Source organism: Rhodococcus sp. IEGM 1341 (assembly GCF_030056895.1).
Lineage (GTDB): Bacteria > Actinomycetota > Actinomycetes > Mycobacteriales > Mycobacteriaceae > Rhodococcoides.
Genome location: NZ_JASHKV010000002.1, coordinates 313,122 through 332,515, shown reverse-complemented (window position 1 = coordinate 332,515; position 19,394 = coordinate 313,122). Strand labels below are relative to the sequence as shown.

At 66.3% G+C, this 19,394-nt stretch carries 17 protein-coding genes; 6 read left to right on the top strand and 11 right to left on the bottom strand.

Going from position 1 to position 19,394, the window contains the following annotated elements; translation table 11 throughout:
* Positions 1-65 precede the first annotated feature (65 nt).
* Positions 66-836: a class I SAM-dependent methyltransferase gene (locus QM615_RS08735; RefSeq protein WP_283347243.1), complete on the top strand. Its 771-nt coding sequence runs from the start codon at positions 66-68 to the stop codon at positions 834-836.
* Positions 837-845: 9 nt separating this feature from the next.
* Positions 846-1,724: an ROK family protein gene (locus tag QM615_RS08730; protein WP_283347242.1), complete on the top strand. Its 879-nt coding sequence runs from the start codon at positions 846-848 to the stop codon at positions 1,722-1,724.
* A 67-nt stretch (positions 1,725-1,791) separates the two neighbouring features.
* On the opposite strand, the gene QM615_RS08725 is transcribed toward QM615_RS08730, so the two are convergent.
* The 4 genes from QM615_RS08725 to QM615_RS08710 form a co-directional block, all read right to left on the bottom strand.
* Positions 1,792-3,621, bottom strand: a complete 1,830-nt coding sequence (locus QM615_RS08725) for a phosphoenolpyruvate carboxykinase (GTP) (protein WP_269594485.1) — start codon at positions 3,619-3,621, stop codon at positions 1,792-1,794.
* 309 nt (positions 3,622-3,930) lie between these two features.
* A complete protein-coding gene (locus tag QM615_RS08720; protein ID WP_094687087.1) occupies positions 3,931-4,236 on the bottom strand; it encodes a DUF6802 family protein in 306 nt (101 codons plus the stop codon).
* 32 nt (positions 4,237-4,268) lie between these two features.
* On the bottom strand, positions 4,269-5,771 hold the full coding sequence (locus QM615_RS08715; protein WP_283347241.1) for a P-loop NTPase family protein: 1,503 nt from the start codon (positions 5,769-5,771) through the stop codon (positions 4,269-4,271).
* A complete protein-coding gene (locus QM615_RS08710) occupies positions 5,768-6,787 on the bottom strand; it encodes a hypothetical protein (protein ID WP_283347240.1) in 1,020 nt (339 codons plus the stop codon). Before QM615_RS08710 ends, QM615_RS08715 begins: the two co-directional genes overlap by 4 nt.
* A 212-nt stretch (positions 6,788-6,999) precedes the next feature.
* Here QM615_RS08710 and trmB point away from each other — a divergent pair, with 212 nt between their 5' ends.
* The 3 genes from trmB to QM615_RS08695 are packed head-to-tail and all read left to right on the top strand — an operon-like array spanning position 7,000 to position 11,573.
* A complete protein-coding gene (gene trmB / locus QM615_RS08705; RefSeq protein ID WP_068049111.1) occupies positions 7,000-7,758 on the top strand; it encodes a tRNA (guanosine(46)-N7)-methyltransferase TrmB in 759 nt (252 codons plus the stop codon).
* Positions 7,755-8,459 carry an NYN domain-containing protein gene (locus QM615_RS08700; RefSeq protein ID WP_094671015.1) on the top strand — a complete coding sequence of 235 codons (705 nt, stop codon included), beginning with the start codon at positions 7,755-7,757 and terminating at the stop codon, positions 8,457-8,459. The genes trmB and QM615_RS08700 overlap by 4 nt, the downstream gene beginning before the upstream one ends.
* On the top strand, positions 8,460-11,573 hold the full coding sequence (locus QM615_RS08695) for an MMPL family transporter (RefSeq protein WP_283347239.1): 3,114 nt from the start codon (positions 8,460-8,462) through the stop codon (positions 11,571-11,573).
* A 263-nt stretch (positions 11,574-11,836) separates the two neighbouring features.
* Here QM615_RS08695 and QM615_RS08690 read toward each other — a convergent pair whose 3' ends face one another.
* The 3 genes from QM615_RS08690 to QM615_RS08680 all read right to left on the bottom strand — a co-directional run bounded on the left by QM615_RS08690 (position 11,837) and on the right by QM615_RS08680 (position 15,589).
* Positions 11,837-13,729, bottom strand: coding sequence for a DUF2339 domain-containing protein (locus QM615_RS08690; RefSeq protein WP_188078741.1), 1,893 nt, complete (start codon positions 13,727-13,729; stop codon positions 11,837-11,839).
* Positions 13,730-13,804: 75 nt separating this feature from the next.
* Positions 13,805-14,455, bottom strand: a complete 651-nt coding sequence (locus tag QM615_RS08685; protein WP_149406972.1) for a DUF1707 SHOCT-like domain-containing protein — start codon at positions 14,453-14,455, stop codon at positions 13,805-13,807.
* Positions 14,456-14,476: 21 nt separating this feature from the next.
* Positions 14,477-15,589: a glycosyltransferase gene (locus tag QM615_RS08680; RefSeq protein WP_149406971.1), complete on the bottom strand. Its 1,113-nt coding sequence runs from the start codon at positions 15,587-15,589 to the stop codon at positions 14,477-14,479.
* A 110-nt stretch (positions 15,590-15,699) separates the two neighbouring features.
* On the opposite strand from QM615_RS08680, the gene QM615_RS08675 reads away from it, so the two are divergent.
* A complete protein-coding gene (locus tag QM615_RS08675; RefSeq protein ID WP_149406970.1) occupies positions 15,700-16,089 on the top strand; it encodes an SRPBCC family protein in 390 nt (129 codons plus the stop codon).
* Here QM615_RS08675 and QM615_RS08670 read toward each other — a convergent pair whose 3' ends face one another.
* From QM615_RS08670 to QM615_RS08655, 4 genes are read right to left on the bottom strand one after another with little or no spacing between them, the layout of a single operon-like run.
* Positions 16,090-16,311, bottom strand: a complete 222-nt coding sequence (locus QM615_RS08670) for an autophagy-related protein 2 (RefSeq protein WP_068049063.1) — start codon at positions 16,309-16,311, stop codon at positions 16,090-16,092.
* 37 nt (positions 16,312-16,348) lie between these two features.
* The gene (locus tag QM615_RS08665) at positions 16,349-16,975 is read right to left on the bottom strand and encodes a response regulator (protein ID WP_188078757.1); all 627 of its coding nucleotides are present in this window, start codon (positions 16,973-16,975) and stop codon (positions 16,349-16,351) included.
* Positions 16,976-17,004: 29 nt separating this feature from the next.
* Positions 17,005-18,174 carry a MacS family sensor histidine kinase gene (gene macS, locus QM615_RS08660; RefSeq protein WP_149406968.1) on the bottom strand — a complete coding sequence of 390 codons (1,170 nt, stop codon included), beginning with the start codon at positions 18,172-18,174 and terminating at the stop codon, positions 17,005-17,007.
* Positions 18,161-19,339 (bottom strand): AI-2E family transporter, encoded by a 1,179-nt coding sequence (locus QM615_RS08655; RefSeq protein WP_149407095.1) that lies wholly within the window; start codon positions 19,337-19,339, stop codon positions 18,161-18,163. The genes macS and QM615_RS08655 overlap by 14 nt, the downstream gene beginning before the upstream one ends.
* Positions 19,340-19,394 lie beyond the last annotated feature (55 nt).

Below are 19,394 nucleotides of genomic sequence, written 5' to 3'. Positions count from 1 at the left end.
CCGCATGTTCGTTTCACGACCGCCGTCGATTACCGTTGCCACACTAACCGCTAGGGTTCGTCTTCGTGACTTCCGCCGTGACACGTTTGTTCGCCTCTCGCGCGACACTGCGTCGCTCGGTGAGTCTGCTGAAGGACTTCGGACATGAGCAGAGCGCTCCCGACATCTTCTACGGCGCACTGGCCCGCGATTCCGTGGAGCTGATCGGCGATCTGTACCGGGGCCTGACCGGCACCGACATGTCCGCGGCAACCGTGTTGGACGTCGGCGGCGGACCCGGATACTTCGCCGAGGTCTTCGGGGCCGGCTGCGCACGCTACCTGCCCGTCGAGCCCGACGCGTCCGAGATGCATGCGGCGGGACTGCAGATACCCGGTTCGGTGCGCGGCTCCGGGATGGCACTGCCGTTCCGCGACAACAGTGTCGACATCTGTTTCTCCTCGAACGTCGCCGAGCACGTCCGCGAACCGTGGACCATGGCCGAGGAGATGCTGCGGGTCACCAAGCCCGGCGGGTTGACGGTCCTCTCGTACACCATCTGGTTCGGTCCTTTCGGCGGCCACGAAACCCGGCCCTGGCATTACCTCGGCGGCGAGTACGCGGCCCGCCGCTACGCCCGTACCACCGGTCACGAACCGAAGAATCGATTCGGCGAATCACTGTTCGACATCAGCGCCGCAGACGGATTGCGTTGGGCACGAAGCACTCCCAACGCCACGCTGCTGGCTGCATTCCCGCGCTACCATCCCCGCTGGGCATGGTGGATGATGCGCGTTCCAGTACTACGAGAATTCCTCGGCAGCAACCTCGTCCTCGTTCTGAAACCCAACCCATAACCTGGAACGATGACGGCACTCGCACTCGACATCGGCGGCACCAAGATGACGGCGGCACTCGTCGGCGACGACGGGCGGCCGGAGAATCCGGTCACGGTGCCGACTCCCGAGTCCGATGTCTGGAACGCCTGTGCCGAGCTGCTTCGGAACACGGCCGAACCCGCCGCTGTCACCCGGATCGGCGTCGCCTGCTCCGGTCCGGTGGATCTCGAAACCGGGTCGGTTGCACCGATCAACATCGACGAATGGAAGAACGGCTTCGGTCTGCGCGATCACCTCGCCGAACTCTTCCCCGAAGCCGACATCCGCCTCGCGATGGACGGCAGCGCAGCGGCACTCGGTGAGCACCGCTTCGGTGCCGCCGTAGGAGTTCCGGACGTGCTGAGTCTGGTGGTGTCGACCGGCATCGGCGGCGGGTTGGTGCTGGGCGGGCAGATCGTCGCCGGTGCCAGCGGCAACGCCGGGCACATCGGACACATCGTCGTTCCCGGTTCTACGACGCCCTGCGCGTGCGGCGGAATCGGATGCGTGGAAACCGTGTCGAGTGGACCATCGGCGGTGCGGTGGGCGCGCGAGCTGGGGTGGACCGGAAGCACCGGGACCGAACTGGCCGCCGATGCGGCCGCCGGGGAGCCGGTCGCCATCACCTCGTTGCAGCGCGCCGGAGTGGCTCTGGGTCAGGCGATCGCGTCAGCCGTAGCCCTGGTGGACGTACGCATGGTGGTGATCGGTGGTGGCTTCGCCCAGGCCGGCCCGCCGCTGTGGAATCCGATTCAGGAGTCGATCGCGCTACATGCCCGTCTGAAATTTCTCGACGGCCTGCAGGTGGTTCCGGCGGCATTGGGTGGACTCGGAACGCTGGCGGGGGCAGCTGCGCTCACGGCCTGACCGGGGCATACCCACACAGCCAGAACGGGGCCCACCCCTCGGTGAGCCCCGTTCTGTGTTGTGAATACTACGCGCCCAGGCGCTGCTTGAGGGCGTCGAATTCGTCCTGAATTCCGGTGGGCAGCTTCTCGCCCACGAAGTCGAACCACTCCTGGATCAACGGGATTTCGGCCTTCCACTCGTCGGAGTTCACCGCGAGTGCCTCGGCCACATCCTCGACGGTGGTGTCCAACCCGTCGATGTCGAGTGCCTCGGCGGTGGGGACCACACCGATCGGTGTCTCGACGCCTGCGGCCTTGTGCTCGATGCGCTCGACGATCCACTTGAGCACGCGCGAGTTCTCACCGAATCCGGGCCACAGGAAGCGCTTGTCGTCGCCGCGGCGGAACCAGTTGACGTAGAACACCTTCGGCAGCTTCGACTCGTCGGCGTTCTTGCCCAGGTCGATCCAGTGCTGGAAGTAGTCGCCCACGTTGTAGCCGAGGAACGGCAACATCGCCATCGGGTCGCGTCGGACAGTTCCGACGGTGCCCTCGGCAGCAGCGGTCTGCTCGGAGCCGACGGTGGCTCCCATGAACACGCCGTGCTGCCAGTCGCGGGCCTCGGTCACCAGCGGAACGGTGGTCTTGCGACGTCCACCGAACAGGATTGCCGAGATCGGCACGCCCTGCGGGTCGTCCCACTCGGGAGCCATCGACGGGCACTGGGCCATCGGCACGCAGTAGCGCGAGTTCGGGTGCGCGGCATCGGTTCCGGACTCGGGGGTCCAGTCGTTGCCCTTCCAGTCGATCAGGTGATCGGGCTTGCCTTCGAGGCCCTCCCACCACACGTCGCCGTCGTCGGTCATGCCGACGTTGGTGAACACCGAGTTGCCCTGGTCGATGGTCTTCATCGCATTCGGGTTCGAGTCCCAGTTGGTGCCGGGTGCGACGCCGAAGAAGCCGAACTCGGGGTTGACGGCGTAGAGACGGCCGTCCTCGCCGAAGCGCATCCATGCGATGTCGTCACCGATGGTCTCGGCACGCCAGCCCGGGATGGTCGGCTGAATCATTGCGAGGTTGGTCTTGCCGCACGCGGACGGGAACGCCGCGGCGATGTAGTACGCCTTGTCCTCCGGGGAGATCAGCTTGAGGATCAGCATGTGCTCGGCGAGCCAGCCCTCGTCGCGGGCCATCGCCGACGCGATACGCAGCGAGTAGCACTTCTTGCCCAGCAGAGCGTTGCCGCCGTAACCGGATCCGTAGCTCCAGATCTCGCGATCCTCGGGGAACTGAGTGATGTACTTGGTGTCGTTGCACGGCCACGGCACATCGGCCTGGCCCTCGGCGAGCGGAGCGCCGAGCGAGTGCAGTGCCTTGACGAAGAATCCGTCGTCGCCGATCTTGTCGAGCGCGGCCTTGCCCATACGGGTCATCACGCGCATCGACACCACGACGTACTCCGAATCGGTGAGCTCGACGCCCAGCTTCGGGTCGGCTGCGCCGAGTGGGCCCATGCAGAACGGGACGACGTACATGGTGCGTCCGCGCATGCAGCCGCGGTAGAGCTCGGTCATGAGCGACCGCATCTCGGCCGGGTCCATCCAATTGTTGGTTGGACCGGCGTCGATCTCTTCCTTGGAACAGATGTACGTGCGCGACTCCACGCGCGCGACGTCCGACGGATCGGAGTTGCCGAGGAACGAGTTGGGCTTCTTCTCGTCGTTGAGACGAGTGAAGGTGCCTGCCTCGACCAGCTTGCCGGTCAGGCGCTCCCATTCGGCGTCGGATCCGTCAGCGAACACCACGGAGTCCGGTTCGGTCAGTTCGGCTACCTGAGCAACCCAGGCAAGCAGTTCTTTGTGTCGAGTCGGCACATTGTCGGTGCCGCTCAAACCGGGAATGGTCGCTGAGGTCATCTAACTCTCCTGGGGTTAGCCGGAACCGGGAAGAATCCGCACGATCGCTGTGGGCGACTACGCGCGAATGAATCTCGGTTTTCCCCTCTCGGCGGGGCGCTGCTCGGCCGTTCGAGCTGCAGTACACCATGTTACCGCGTACAGCAAGCCGAGGACCGAGCGCCGGATGTCCTGTTCATCAGGTTAACGCCGAGCGACGTGAATCCAGAAACAGGGTGTTGTCCGATTGGTCACAAGACCGATTCAGATAGGGAAAGTTCCGTGCAAGAAGGCCTCTACCAGCAACGATGCCAGGCCCGTGCACACGAGCTACAGCTCGCCCGATTCGGTCATTTCACCCCGGCCGATACCGTTCGCTTCTCGAAAAATCTCCCACGTTCGGTATTGCCCGTCACGTCCGAAGGCGGTGAACTTGTCTGTCACACCGTCTCCGTCGACGTCCGTCGCCACCGTCATCCCGGCGTCGGTATGCCGCACGGTGGTCTCGTAGTGGCCGTCGCCGTCGAGATCGAACAGGTCCGTCGAGACCGTGGGCGCGCCCGGATCGTCGACATCGTGGGGCTCGACCTCCTCGGTGAGGAAATCCCCTGCTGCGAAGCCATCCACCGCGATCATCGACGCCCCTCACTTCGAACCCGACACTGCACCTACTGACTCCGACGCACCGGCTCGTCGAACGGTTCCACGTGCTCGGAAGAGAAAGGAACGGATCCGCGGAATCGCTCGAGGCCCCGCTCCAGCGCAGACAGATCGCGATCGCAGGCAGACAGCAGCGCCGATCGGTGGTCGGCGAGCCGACGCAGCTCGGTGTCCACCTCGGCGAGTGCGACATCGATGCGGGCCACTGCGTCCCGGTCCGCACTCGCGACAGCGGCCGCGAGCATCGACTCGGCGTCGAGAATCCGCGAGAGCAATCGCTGCTCCACCGACGATTTCACCCGAGCCACGGTTTCCTGCGTCCAGCCGCGCAGGTGGGCGCGGTCGGCCACCAACGACCTCGAGCGCGTGATCCACCAGGCGAGCGCACCACCGAGAACGAGGGTGATCACGGTGTTGGCAACCGCCCAGGCCGGCACCAGCGCCATCGGCGACACCACCAGCCGCCCGAGTCCCACCCCCGCCGACGCGCCGACCACGATCATGACGACATCCTCGACGCCCCGACGCCGGGACGGCTCCCCGATATCGAGCGGGGCGTCCGCGACCGACTCCGCCTGCAGCGGCGTGAGCCCGAGCTCGGTCTCCACCGCCCGCAATCGGGCCGTGAGCGCCGCGTCGGCTCGATTCCGAGCGCCGCGCGCGGACTCGGCGACGTGCGCTGGAAGGTGAGTGAGTTCGGCACGCCCGGCTCCGTCGATCGTGCGCTTGACCTCGGCGGTCAGAGCTCGAAAGTCTTCGGCGGCGGTATGGACGGACTCCACGCGCACTCGTTGAATTCGATTGTGCAGCAGCGCCCGTCGATCACCACCGAGCTTGTCCCGTTCGCTGACGAGCTCGGCTCGCCGCGCACGGAGTTCGGCCGTATCACTGCCCCCGGTCACCGCGCGCGCTCTCGCCACGATCGAGGCTCTGGCTCCGGATGCGCAGTCCTGCACTGCCGCAGCATATTTACGCTCGGTTCCGAGAGCCGCGGTCTGCAGCAGCAACGCGCCGAGCCGGTCCGCCACTGCTCCGAGACCCGACTCAGCGGACATCGCCGCGTCACCGCTTTCCCGGCCGATCCGCGCCAACCGCACTGAGACCGGGTGGAACGTGCACCCCACCGCCCGTGGGACGCACTCGGCTACTACGTCGGCGTCGGCAGAAACCACCTCACGCCAATGCCGATGCACGTCGATCTTGTTCACCACGAACACGACCGGTGTGGATTCGAGGGCTGCTCGCCACTGCTCGACCTCGACGCGACCCACCGGAGCCGACGCGTCGACGACGATCATCACGACCGCCGCATCTGCCACCGAGTCCGTGAATTCGATGGTGGAACCGACGAGCCGGGACAGCTCACGGCGCAGTTCGGACTTGCCCGACCCAGCAGTACCGGTGAGGTGAACCCCGGCAGGTCGACTGACCCTGGCGCGCTCGATCTCGTCCAGGGCACCGGAATTCCAGCGTCGCAGAACGCTTTTCATGTCCTCCGACAGCGGGGTCATCGGCGCAGCATTCGCACGTGCCCTCGACACAGCGCGAGTGCCGCGCGGCGCACGTCGGGGTCACCGGCAGCGGCCGCCCGCCTCTTCCACAGCACCGCCTGCTCCAACGCGACCTGCTCCGAACCGGTCTCGATCGGCACCCCCAGACGTAGAGCCGCGTAGCGCATCTCGGCAGCCACCGCTTCGTCGGAGGCCAGGTACGACTCGACGGCGTCACGAACCCGCCGGTGGCCGGCGGAGATCTGTTGCACTGTGCGATGCAGCTCGGCGTCCCGAGCCGCTGCGGCCGCCGACACGGCCGTGCAGACCGCGGCGATCAGGGCGTCGGCACCGGTGGCGTCGGCCAGCATGCGCACCGCATCGCCGTCGGACACGGCGGGTCGCTGCCGCAGTACGTCGACCAGCAGGGCGAGACCACGCAGTTCGATGCATTCGATCAGAGCTTCTCTGCGACGCGTCGATACGTCGATGTCGACGGCGCGAAACCGATCGACGGTCATCAGATCGGCCGGGGACAGATCCGCTGCCGCAACGGCTCGCACGTCGGCCATGTCCAGAGGCGCGCCGGCTCCCCGCAATCCCGCCGCGGTCGCTCCCATCACCGGCAACACCGTCCGCCCCAGCTGCTGCGAGGCCGCTGCTGCGTCTGCTGCGGGATCGTCGAGTGTGTCCGCCTTCGTCAGCACGACGACGGTCCCGTCCAGAACATTCCTCGGCCTCGAACTCAGCAATGCGGTGTCGACCGGCGACACCGCTCCCGCGATCACGTGGACGAGCACTTCGCCGTCGCTGCTGTCCGTTCTGCCCTCGCGCCATCGGACATCGAGGCCGTCGGCGTCGAGCGGCACCGACTCGAGAACGGCGAGAACAGCGGATTTCCCGACGCCGGCGCGGCCGGTCACCCGTGCGATCAGCGGCCGCAGGCGATCCTGGACGGCGTTTTCGACGGCCTCGCGTGCGTCGGTCGACGCGACCCGGTCACGCAACAGGCCCAGACCGGCCTCGGCGACATCCATGATCGATTCCCCCCAGAACGATCCCGCCGCCACTTTCAGGACGCGACGCACAGCCCCCTGCTGCGGCACCGATTCTGGCACATGCTGGGGCTCGCGAGCCTATCGAAACGAATTGCATCGTTGTAATTAGTCGGGTGCGTCCTACCGCTGATCAGCGGTGGGACGGCAAGTCTCAACTTCAACTCGAGACCCACCTGTCACACGCCCCGCCGATGCGCGACAATGGACCGGTGAACGAGCCCCAGGACACCTCTGTCGACACCGAGGAGAACGCCGTGCAGACCCAGGAACGGGGCTCGCGGCTCTACCCACGCGTGACGAGTTTCCGCTCTCGGCGCGGAGCGCTGACCGAGGCGCAGCAGACCACATGGGACAGCCTGTGGCCGCGCATCGGTCGCGACGTCGCCGACGAGCAGATCGACATCGACGCCTGGTTCGGGCGCAGCGGCCCGGCGATTCTCGAGATCGGCTCGGGTACCGGCACGGCCACCACGGCGATGGCCTCGGCCGAGCCGCACGTCAACCTCATGGCCGTCGAGGTCTACCGCCCCGGCCTGGCGCAGACACTGCAGCAGATCGAACGAGAAGGCATCGAGAACGTTCGATTGCTGCGCGGTGACGCGATGGACGTGCTCGAGAACATGCTGTCCTCGGAGTCGCTGACCGGCGTCCGTGTCTTCTTCCCGGACCCGTGGCCCAAGGTTCGGCACCACAAGCGTCGGCTGCTGCAGGGGCCGACTTTCGCGATGATCGCGGATCGGTTGAAGCCCGGTGGCGTTCTGCACGTGGCAACCGATCATGCCGAATACGCTGAGTGGATTGCCGAGGCCGGGAACGCCGAGCCCGGTCTGACCGTTCTCGATTGGGAATCGCCCATGACACACGAGCGACCGGTGACCAAGTTCGAGGGCAAGGCACAGCTGGTCGGTAGCTCGGTGACGGAATTGATCTGGGGAAAGAAGACAGCATGAGCGTCAGTACGGACATGCCCGACACCGTGGTCGACCCCTCAGAACTCGGCGCCATCGGTGAAACGCGCCACAGCAAACGCGTCCTGCTGGTCTGGGATGCCCCGAACCTGGACATGGGACTGGGCGCAATTCTGGGTGGCCGACCCACCGCCGCCTACCGTCCGCGCTTCGATGCCCTGGGCCGATGGCTGCTCAGCCGCACCGCCGAACTCTCCACCTCGGGCACCGCGACGCTCGAACCCGAGGCCACGGTGTTCACCAACATCGCCCCCGGCAGCGCAGATGTGGTCCGACCCTGGGTCGAAGCATTGCGTAACGTGGGATTCGCGGTGTTCGCCAAGCCCAAGGTCGACGAAGACAGTGACGTCGACGCAGACATGCTCGACCACATCGACTTCCGCAACCGTGACGGCGGCCTTGCCGGTGTCATGGTCGCGTCCGCCGACGGTCAAGCGTTCAAGGGGCCGCTGGAGGCCATCGCAGCAACCGGAGTGCCCGTACAGGTACTGGGATTCCGGGAGCACGCAAGCTGGGCTGTCACGTCGGACATCCTGGAATTCCTCGATCTCGAGGACATCCCGGGCGTCTTCCGTGAGCCACTGCCTCGGGTGAGTCTCGATTCGCTCCCCGACGAGGGCGCGTGGCTGCAGCCCTTCCGACCGCTGTCCGCCCTGCTCGTCGGGCGCCAAGGAGTTTCTTAAGTGTTCGCCAGATGGGGAGACATCGTCTACCGGCTGCGGTACACCGTTATCGGTGTCATGGTGGCCGGACTGCTGGGCTTCGCCGCCTACGGTCTCGATCTCAACAGCCATCTCAGTCAGAGCGGTTGGGACGATCCGACGTCGGAGTCGGCTCAGGCTGCCCGTCTGGCAGACACCACGTTCGGTCGCGACAAGCAGGGCGACGTCATCGTCCTCTACACCGCTCCCGAGGGCTCGACCATCGACGATCCGGCGTTCCAGTCGGCGATCACCAATAATTTGAACTCCCTGGTTGCCGACCATCCGGACCAGATAGAGAAGATCAACGGCACGTACTTTCCCGGGACGGGCGCGCCCAACCTCGCTGCACTCGGCACCACCGACAAACAGCACGCCATCGCCAGCATCGCCATCGCCGGTGCCAACGACACCGAACTGACCAACAACTTCCAGGCCGTCAAGGACGTCTTCTACATCGACGGCGTGAACGTGCAGGTGACCGGTCTGCAGGCCGTCGCGGGGGCATTGCAGTCGACGATGGCCGGCGACATCCAACGCATGGAAATTCTGGCCATACCTGCTGTGGCGGTGCTGCTGTTCTTCATCTTCGGTGGCGTCGTCGCCGCCGCTCTTCCGCTGATCATCGGTGGCCTGACGGTCGTCGGAGCCAACGGCATCGTGAAGGTGTTCACCAACTTCACCGAGGTCAACTCGTTCGTCGCGCCCGTGGTCTCGCTCGTCGGACTCGGCTTGGCGATCGACTACGGATTGTTCATCGTCTCGAGATTCCGAGAAGAACTCGGCGACGGATACTCGACGCCACAGGCCGTGCGCCGGACCGTCATGACGGCCGGTCGCACCGTGGTGTTCTCCGCGACGATGATCGTCGCGTCCCTCGGTGGTCTGTTGCTGTTCCCGCAGGGCTTCCTCAAATCGGTCGCCTACGGCTCCATCGCCACCGTCGCGCTCGCAGCCCTGACGGCCATCACGATCCTGCCCGCGATGCTCGCCATTCTCGGCCCTCGCGTCGACGCGCTCGGTCTGAAGTTCATGCGCAAGACCAAGTCGAGCGAGGAGATCGAGAACGGCATGTGGGGCCGGCTCACCCGCTGGGTGATGCGCAACCCCGTCAAGGTCACCGTGCCCATCGTGCTCGGCCTGGTGCTGCTGACGCTGCCCGTCGGCAACATCAAGTTCGGCGGTATCAACGAGACCTATCTGCCTCCGAACAACGTCACCCGCGAGGCGCAGGCCGAGTTCGATTCGCTCTTCCCCGGCCAGCGCACAGAGCCCATCAAGCTGGTGATCAGCAATGCACAGGGGCCCAACCTCGCAGCGATCACCAACCAGGCCAACAATGCGCCGGGATTGATCGAGCAGTTCACGCCCAACGGGGCCAGCAAGGACGGCATCATCGTCTTCAAGGCCGGACTGGTCGATCGCAACGACTCCAAGCCCGCCATCGACTTCCTGCGCAGTATCGACGTGCCCGAGGGAGCGTCGGTTCTCGTCGGCGGAACCCCTGCCATCGAGCAGGACTCCATCAGTGCACTCATCGACAAGCTGCCGTTGATGGCCGTGCTCGTGGTGTTCATCGTGACGTTGTTGATGTTCCTGACGTTCGGATCGTTGGTGCTGCCGATCAAGGCGGTGCTCATGACCGTCCTCGGGCTCGGTGCCACCATGGGCATATTGACGTGGATATTCATCGACGGCAACGGGGCGGGGCTGATGAATTTCACCCCTGGTCCGATCATGGCTCCGGTGCTGGTGCTGATCATCTCGATTGTGTTCGGCTTGTCCACGGACTACGAGGTGTTCCTGCTCTCTCGCATGGTCGAAGCACGCGAAAAGGGTGCCAGCACAAGCGAAGCCATCCGCATCGGGACCTCGCATACCGGACGCATCATCACCGCCGCGGCCCTGATCCTCATCGTCGTCACCGGAGCGTTCGCGTTCTCAGACCTGGTGATGATGAAGTACATCGCCTACGGCATGATCGCCGCCCTCATCATCGACGCCACCCTCATCCGCATGTTCCTCGTGCCGGCCACGATGAAGCTGCTCGGCGACGACTGCTGGTGGGCTCCGCAATGGATGAAGCGAATCCAGCAGAAACTCGGACTGGGCGAGACCATCCTCGAGGACGAGCTTCTCCCCATGGGAGATGTGCCCGAGCTCGCGCTCGCAGGCGGTGCACCGTCGAGTACCGTCGCGCCGCCGATGCGTCCGGCACCGCGCCGCAACGAGCCCCTCACCGAACCCATTCCAGTGGTCGCACCGCAGGGTGGGGGTCCCATTCGGGCCACCCACGCCGCGAAAGAAGAATCCCGACGCAGTGTGACGGGGCGTCCGGCAACCCCACCGGAACCGACCCGCGCGGCGCCCACCACACCTCCGGCACCGGCTGCACGACCGACTCCGACGCCTCCCCAGGCCCAGACTCCTCCCCGGGCCCAGGCTGCTCCGCAGGACCGACCGGCTGCTCGGCCCGCCCCGAGCCGGCCGGTGGCACCGCGCCCGAACGTCGAGCCGGAGCCGACCCAGGCAGCAGAGATCGTCCGGCCCGCACCGCCGGTCAACCCGGTGGCTGCTCCCCCGTCGGCGGAGCCGCCTCGTGCACCGAGCGCACCGCGTCCGACCGTCGAGCCGCCGAGCCGAACCCGTGCTGCTCGCGCACCTCGCGCGGAGGAACCGGATTCGCGTTCCATCGAGAGCTGGCTCGCCGACCTGCGAGCACCCAGCGCATCACCGCCCCCGAGCACACCGCGCAACGGTTCGACCGCGAACGGTTCGAACCACAACGGTACGAACCACAACGGTTCGACTGCGAACGGCTCGAACCACAGCGGTGACGACGAGAACAGGTCGCCGCAGAACGGTTCCGAGCGCAACGGCCACAGCGGCGTCGAGTCCGAACGCAACGGCACCGAGCCGAACGGCACCGAACGCAACGGGTCCGCGTCGAGCGAGACACCGTCCGAGAAGCCGTCGGGCCGCCGGGCCGCACCGACCACCGAGGGCGGCGACAGCGGTCGTCATCGCGGCGGGGAGAACGGACACGTTCTCAGCGTCAGCGAACTGCTCGCGCGCGAGCGCAACCGTTCACGCTGACCCCGATGTGATTGGGGCGAAACAACTCCCGAGAACTCCCCCCTCCCCCACGCCGCGTCAATGAACCACTGCACCGTCGAGACGTATGCAACGGTCCATTCACGCGGTGCGGCCGGCCCAGGTCGGACGCGTCAATGAACCACTGCACCGTCAAGACGTATGCAACGGTCCATTCACGCGGTGCGGCCGGCCCAGGTCGGACGCGTGAATGAACCACTGCACCGTCGAGACGTATGCAGTGGTCCATTGACGCAGCAGGGGGATCAGCGGGAAGCCGCTGCACTTTCTCGGTCCGCGAACACCTTGGCGTATCGGGTACCGGCGATCAGGAGCAGTAGTCCCACGGCGATGAAGGCGATGACCCGGAAGAGTCCGTCCAGAGCGACGAGGTCGAACAAGAACAGTTTCGCGATGGCTGCGGCGGTCAGAGACAGTCCGGCCAGCAGCGCCAGATGAGCGTGGGTGACGCTGCGCAACCCGAAGGCCAGTAGCGCGAAGGCTGCGATCATCCACTCGATGGTTGCCGCGGTGTGGCCTGCGGTGAATCCTGTTGTTTCGCCGCCGATTCCGATGCCGAGGGTCACCGTTGCCGTCGTCAGGCCGTACAGCGCGAAGACGCCGGAGACGATGCCGAGGGTCTGCAGTCCGTCGTCGACCAGTTTCAGTTCGGCCAGTACGTAGACGAAGGCGAGTGCCGTTGCAGCGAGCAGGATTCCACCGAGAGAGATACCGACACTGCCGACGGCTAGATCGGAGTCGAGCAGCGCCTGCGGCGGGCTGACCGAGACGAACATCAACGTACCGATCACGCCGAATCCGCTGCCGATCGAGTATGCGAGAGTCGAGCGGGTGCTGTGGGCCACCGCGATCAGAGCCGAGGCGACTGCGAACATCACGACCGGGCGAATCTCGAGGGTCGTCGACTCGACTGCGGCCTGCAGCGTCGCCAGGGCTCCGACCACCGCGACGGTGATGCGAGCGTGCCCCGGCAACCAGTTCACCAGAATCACGATCGCCACAGCCGCAGCAGCAAGAACCAACTGGAGGGCGACGGTGGCCCCGCGATCGAAAACGTCCGCGGAGACCAGTACCGGCAGAGACGTGAGAGCGATCATCACGGTGGCGACCACATCGGAGACGTTGCGGCGCAACAACTCCAATGACGTGCCGATGCCGAGGACGGCCACCGCCACGACGATCAGGAACAGCCAGAGGTCGCCGGTGGATCCGGACAGATCGGCACTCGCGATGGCAGCCAGTACCGCGCCGACGAGCGGTACGGTCCGAACGACCTGCAGGAGTTGCCAATTCCGACCGATCTGCGCCGGGAAGCTCGAGACGTAGGTGGCGACGAGGAACGCGATCAAGGTCAGGGTCAGGCCGTCGGTCAGCACCGGTCCGCACACTGCGACTCCGGCGAGAATCAGCACCGCCATCGGCTGCGACTTCCACTGCACTGCGAGTGCCGTTCCGGCTGCGGCAATTCCGAATGCGGTGATCAGACCGAGCACCGGATCGAGCCAGCCGTACAGGACAGATGTCGCGAGTACATCGAGGTACAGGCCCGCGATGCCGGTGGCGGCCAGGGCGATCCCACCGATGCGCCCACCCGAGCGACCGAACACTCGAACGCCCGCACCGATCAGCGCGAGTGAGAACACTGCGCCCGCCGCAACCCGCAGCGGAGGGCCGAACCACCCGGCCTGGGCGGCGAGAACGAGCAGCATCACGACACCGACGAGAGTGACGCCTGCACCGGCGACTGCCAGCAGACGGCTGATGACACCGTCGCGCTGCCACCACGGTTCCCGCGGTGGAGCCGGGGGCCTGGGTGCGACGACCGGTCCCCTCGGCGGCGTGGGGTAGGGCGGGGCGGGCTGGGGCCGAACCATCTGCTGTCCCATCGGCTGACGGACAGCTTGGCCGAACGGCCGACCGTAGGGCTGAGGGGGCAACGGTGGCGACGCCACCGGCTGCGGCGCAGCAGGGGCTGGAGCAGGGGCCTGACGAGGGGCGGCACTCGCGGCACCGAGCTGCGACTGCAGTGTCTGCAGATCGACGGCCACCTGGCGCATGTGGTCGCCCAGGGAATCGAAGCGGCTGGACAGTCGCGCCACGAGTTGCGGATCCAGCCCGGAGTTCTGGGAAGAAGTCATGGGTTAGATCCTGCGAGCATTGCTGCCGAAAAGCGTGAGTAGTGCTACTCGGATTCCTCGAGTAGAAGCGCCTCGCTAGCCGAACATGCGGCGGAACGAGCTACCGAACGGATGCTTGGCGGTCACCGAGCCCAGGCGGACCTTGCCCGAGACCACGAGGTGCAGTGGCCCGTACGGCGGGCCGGTGCGGACCTTGTTGGTGGCGCTGCCCGCCACCGTGTCGACACCGTTGAGGTCGACGGTCGCCTCGGTCGGCACGATCAGGGTCACGGTGCTGCAGTAGTCGTCGACGTGTATCTCGACCACCTGGGTGGACATGACCGCCTGGGTGAAGTCGAGTGTCACCGTGGACATGCGGGTGGAGAGACGCAGGTTCGCCGGCACGTTCCACGGTCCCTTGCGGGTGATGGTGGACATGGTGCCGCGCAGTGTGTCCGACGCGCCGCTGCCGTGCCCCCAATGCTCCTGAACGACGCGGCGCGGGGTCGGTTGCGGGGTGGGCGCGGCGAAGGATCTCGGTGCCGGGCGATGTTCCTCGGCGATCTGCATCCCGGGCAGGTCGGCGAGGACCGAGTTCAGTTCACCGCGGGTCTTCGACGCCAATGCGGTGTCCATTCGCTCGGTGAACTCACCGAGCGAGAGCATGCCCTGGCCCACGGCGCGCTGCAGCAGCTCTCCGACGTGCTCGCGTTCGGCATCGGACACTCGCAGATCCCTTGCCTCCATGTGATCAGGGTAGCGAAGATCTCACGCTGCGCGACCGCCCAGGACGGAGAGCATTCCGGACACCGACGCGGGCCATCCGAACTGTTCGGCGCGCAACCTGGCGGCGATGCGGCGGCCGTCGACCGGCAATTCGAGTACTCGTTCTATCTCGGCGGCGAATCCGTCTGCGGTGTTCTCGGAGGATCCACCGCAGTGCGGGGTGACGATCTGCGCCAGCGCCGAGGTCTCGGAGACGACGACGGGCGTACCTGCGGCGAGCGATTCCAACGCGGCGAGCCCGAATGTCTCGTGCGGTCCAGGCGCGAGAGCGATGTCCGCGGAAGCCAGCAGGGCTGCGACGGCCGCTCTGCCGTCGACGAACCCGAGAAATTCGACGGGTAGACCGCGGGCGCGTCGTTCGAGGCCGGCTCGGCGGGGGCCGTCGCCGGCGATGACGAGCCGCGCCCGCATTCCCAAATCACAGAGTGCGGCAAGCGAATCGATGCTTCTCTCGACGTGCTTCTCCACCGACAGCCGGCCGCAGTGCACGAGCAGCCGGTCGGCGCTACCCAGCCATGCGGATCGTTCGCCGGCAATGCGGCGACGCGGATGGAACAGGTCGAGATCCACACCGAGCGGTACCCGATGCACGTTGCGAACGCCGATGCGCTCGAACTCCTGTTGCGCGAACTCGGTGGTGCACACGACGGCGTCGTACTGATCGGCGGTACGCCGGTTGGCCACGTCGGCCAACGGACGGGCACAGCGCATCGGCATCGTCTGGGCGAGCAGTCGGTCCAGGCGTTCGTGGGAGATCATCACGCTGCGTACGTCTCGTCGCGCTGCCCAGCCGCCCATGCCGCGCAGCGTCAGACGGTCCGATACCTCGATCACGTCGGGCCGCAGTCCGGCTGCCACCGAGGACACCCGGCGCGGGTCGGCCACTCGATACCCACCGGTGAGCGGGATCTGCGGGGCAGGCACCTCGATCCGCACCACTCCCGACGGCAGAAGCGTCTCGTTCCGTCGATCTCCCGGCACGATCAGAATCACCTCGTGGCCGGCCGCAACGTACCCCGATCCGAGCTGGTCGACGGCCGTCCGCAATCCCCCGGACCTCGGTCCGTAGAAGTTGGCGAGTTGGACGATGCGCACTCGACCAGTCTTCCCAGCGACAAGTCCGCCCGACGGCGTGGCGATGGATGGTGACCGAACCTTCGCGGAATTTCTGTGTGGGGATCGCTACCAACGGGTAGGTGGAACAGATGCGAGTGACACTGCAATCCACCGGTAACGCCCCCGCCGCCGAGGTCTGGGAGCGCTACATGGAACCGACGGCCTGGAGAACCTGGGCACCGCAGATCATCGGCGTCGAGTATCGCGGCGAGCGTTTGGACGCCGACACCACCGGCCGAGTGCTGGGGCCGTTGGGTGTGCCGATCGACTTTCGGGTGCATTCGGTCGACGAGCAGTCGTGGACGTGGGCGTGGTCGGCGTGGTTCCAGAACCAGGCCATCGGGGTCGACCTGACGCACGGCGTCGTCTCACGCCCCAACGGCACCAGGGCGTGGCTGACGATCGACGGCCCACTGCCGCTGGTTCTGCCGTACGTGCCGGTCGCCAAATTCGCGCTCGGCAGGTTGTGCGCCCAGTAGCTACTCGGACCGTGTGACGGTCTTCTCGTCCGACTTGTCGGCGACGTCGGTCGGCTCGGGCGTCGGTAGCGAGGAATCCTCACCCGATCCGTCCAGATGGCCGTCGAACTCGTCGATCGCCTCGTCACGCTCGTCGCCGGTCTGATCGAGATCGGCGTCGACACCCTTCGAGTGCTTCGCCGGGTCGACGGTGGTGTCCACTGATTTTTCGTTGTCGGTCATGGGATGCAGAGTGCCCCTGAGCTACCGACGCAAACCCTCACAGCCCTTTTTCGATGACGTATCGGGTCAGTTCGACGCGGTTGGCCAGTTGCAATTTTCGCAGGGTCGCCTGGACGTGATTTTCGACGGTGCGATGGCTCAGCGTCAGTCGGGTCGCAATCTGCTTGGCGCTCAGACCCTTTGCGACCAGGCGTAGCACTTCGGTTTCGCGGTCGGTCAGCGTCGGGCGAGTGTCGGATTCCGGTTGCGGCGACGACGACATCCGCCGGAACTCTCCGAGCACCAGGCCCGCGAGGCCGGGAGTGAACACCGCCTGCCCGGCCGACGTGGCGCGGACCGCGTCGAACAGCTCCTCGGCCGATGCACTCTTGACCAGGTAACCCGTCGCTCCGGCCTTGATGGCGTCGAGCACGTCGTTGCGTTCCGCGGACGCCGAGAGCACGAGAATCCTCGTCTGCGGCGACGCCTCCAGGACGGCGACAGTGGCGTCGGCTCCGTTGCCGTCGGGCAGATGCATGTCCATCAGCACTACGTCGGGAGTGGTGGCTCGGGCGCGGCGGCCGGCAGCGGCGACACCGTCTGCCGTCGCGACAACCCTGAATCCCGCGGCCTCGAGATCTCGGGCGACGCCGTCGCGCCACATCGGGTGATCGTCTACGACCATCACCGCGATGTCGGCATTCGTGTCCTCGGTCATCGAAGTCCCTTCGTTCGAGGAATGCGGATCTCCCATTCGGTTCCTTCGCCCTCCTCGGTGTCGAGTATCGCAGTACCACCGAGAGATTCGACGCGGCCGAGTATCGATTTCGAGACGCCCATCCGGCCCTCGGCTTCGGCGGCGGCGAGCCGTCCGGCCGGGATTCCGCGGCCGTCGTCGCGAATACTGACGATCAATTCCCCGTCGACGTCCTCGAGCAGCACGTAGGCCTTCGCATCGGCTCCGGCGTGCAGCTCGACGTTGGACAGTGCGGTCGCTACGACAGCGGCGAGCTCGTCGGCGATGTCGGAGTCGACGAGCACCGGATCGGCCGGAGTCGAGACAGCCACGGAGGTACCCGCCTGGGTTCGCAGCAGCGCCCTGACGTCGACGATCGAATCGGTGTGATCACCGCGCGGAGCTGCCTGTTCGGAGATCAGCACGCGCAGAGCGACTTCCTGCTCGCCGGCCAGCTCGGCGAGTTCGGCTGCCGGCCCGCCTATTTCGAGCCCACGCCGGCGCACCAGGGCCAGTACCTGCAGCACTCCGTCGTGCACCTGCCGGGCCAGCCGTTCACGCTCTTCGGTGATCGCAGCCGAACGTGCTGCCCGACGCAGTTCTTCGTGGGCGCGCCGGGCGGTGTTCGACGCCATCCCCAGCGCCAGTCCAGCAGAGAGCAGCACCGGGGCGGTGGCGTCGGACCAGAGGTCGGAGTCGAACCGGTCGCGGACGAGTGCGCTGACCACCGACATCGCCACTCCCGACGCGATCCCGCCCTTGGGACCCAACAGGATTGCGGCGGAGATGACCGCGTTGGTCGCCCACAGTGTGGTCGGCAATGTTTGCCGGGTGCTGTACCAGTCGTAATCGGCCACCAGCCGTGTCGACGCCATCAGGGCGACGACGATCACCTGATCGGCGAGCACCACCTGCCAGCGCGGAAGCGAGGCGCGCGCGAGCATCAGAGCCGACGCCCCCGACCACACGGCCATCAGCGCCACCAGCATCCAGCTCAACCGCGGATTGGTGTAATTGTCGACGGTGGCCACCTGGTAGCCGACGGCGTAGACGAGGGTGACCAGCCGAAAGACCTGGGAGGCACGCCACAGCGGGGTGTCGGGATCGGACGAGGTGAGCGTGGTCCTGGCCCGATCAGCCGTCTGCATCGGTCTTCTCGTTCGGAGTCTTCAACTCTCCCTTGGGGAGTCGCTCCGGCTCGTCGCTACCGGGAGGAGTGTGCGGGTCGCTCGGCTCGGCGGAGTACAGCGGGTCGGGCACCTCGAGTTCCTCGTAGACCTCGTCCGGGTCGGCGGCCAGCAGCGACCGCACAGCGGTGTTGAGGACGGCGACGATCGGTACGGCCAGCAGGCCTCCGACGATGCCCGCGAGCAGAATGCCGACGGTGATGGACAGGACCACCGCCAACGGGTGCAGTCGCACGGCGCGGCCCAGCAGGAGTGGTTGCAGCACATGGCCTTCGAGCTGCATGACGGCCACCACGATGCCGAGGGTGATGACCGCGGTGATCAGGCCCTTGGTGACGAGTGCGATGAACACCGCGACGAATCCGGTCAGCACCGCACCGATGATCGGGATGAACGCGCCGATGAACACCAACGAGGCCAGTGGGAGTGCCAGTGGCACACCGAGAATGGCCAGCCCGGCTCCGATGCCGATGGCATCGGCGGCCGCGACGGCAACCGTCGCCCGGACGTATCCCACCAGCGACCCGAAGCCCTGGATGCCTGCGGTGCGGATTCTTCTGCGTGCCGCGGTCGGCGCGAGGCGGGTGACGAACTGCCAGATCTGATCTCCGCCGTACAGGAAGAAGATGAGGACGAAGAGCGTGAGCAACGCGCCGGTGAGTATCTCGCCGATCACCGCCGCAGTGGTCAGCGCTCCGCTGGTGACGGCCTCCTGATTGTCCTGAACGACCTTCACGAGGCTGTCGGTGGCCTGCCTGATCTGATCCTCGCTGATGTGCAGCGGGCCGTTGCTGAGCCATTCCTCGATGCCGTTGATGGACTGGGTGAACTGATCACCCACCTGCGGTAGGCCCTCGATGAACTGCTCGACGATGAAGGTCATGATGCCGGCGACGACACCGATGCTGGCGATGATCACGACGATCACCGCGACGGCGCGTGGCACTCCGCGTCGGTGCATCCAATCGACGACGGGAACGAGCATCGCCGACGCCAGGAGCGCAAGTCCGAGCGGAATGACGACGGTGCTGAGTTTGGCCACCACCAGGCAGAACGTGATGAATCCGGCAAACAGGACAAGCAGTCGCCACGTCCATTCCGCGCCCACCCGCACCAGCGGATGCACCGAATCCGCAGCCGAACTGGGGCCCGGGGACGCCCCCGTACCTTGCGCCCGCAAC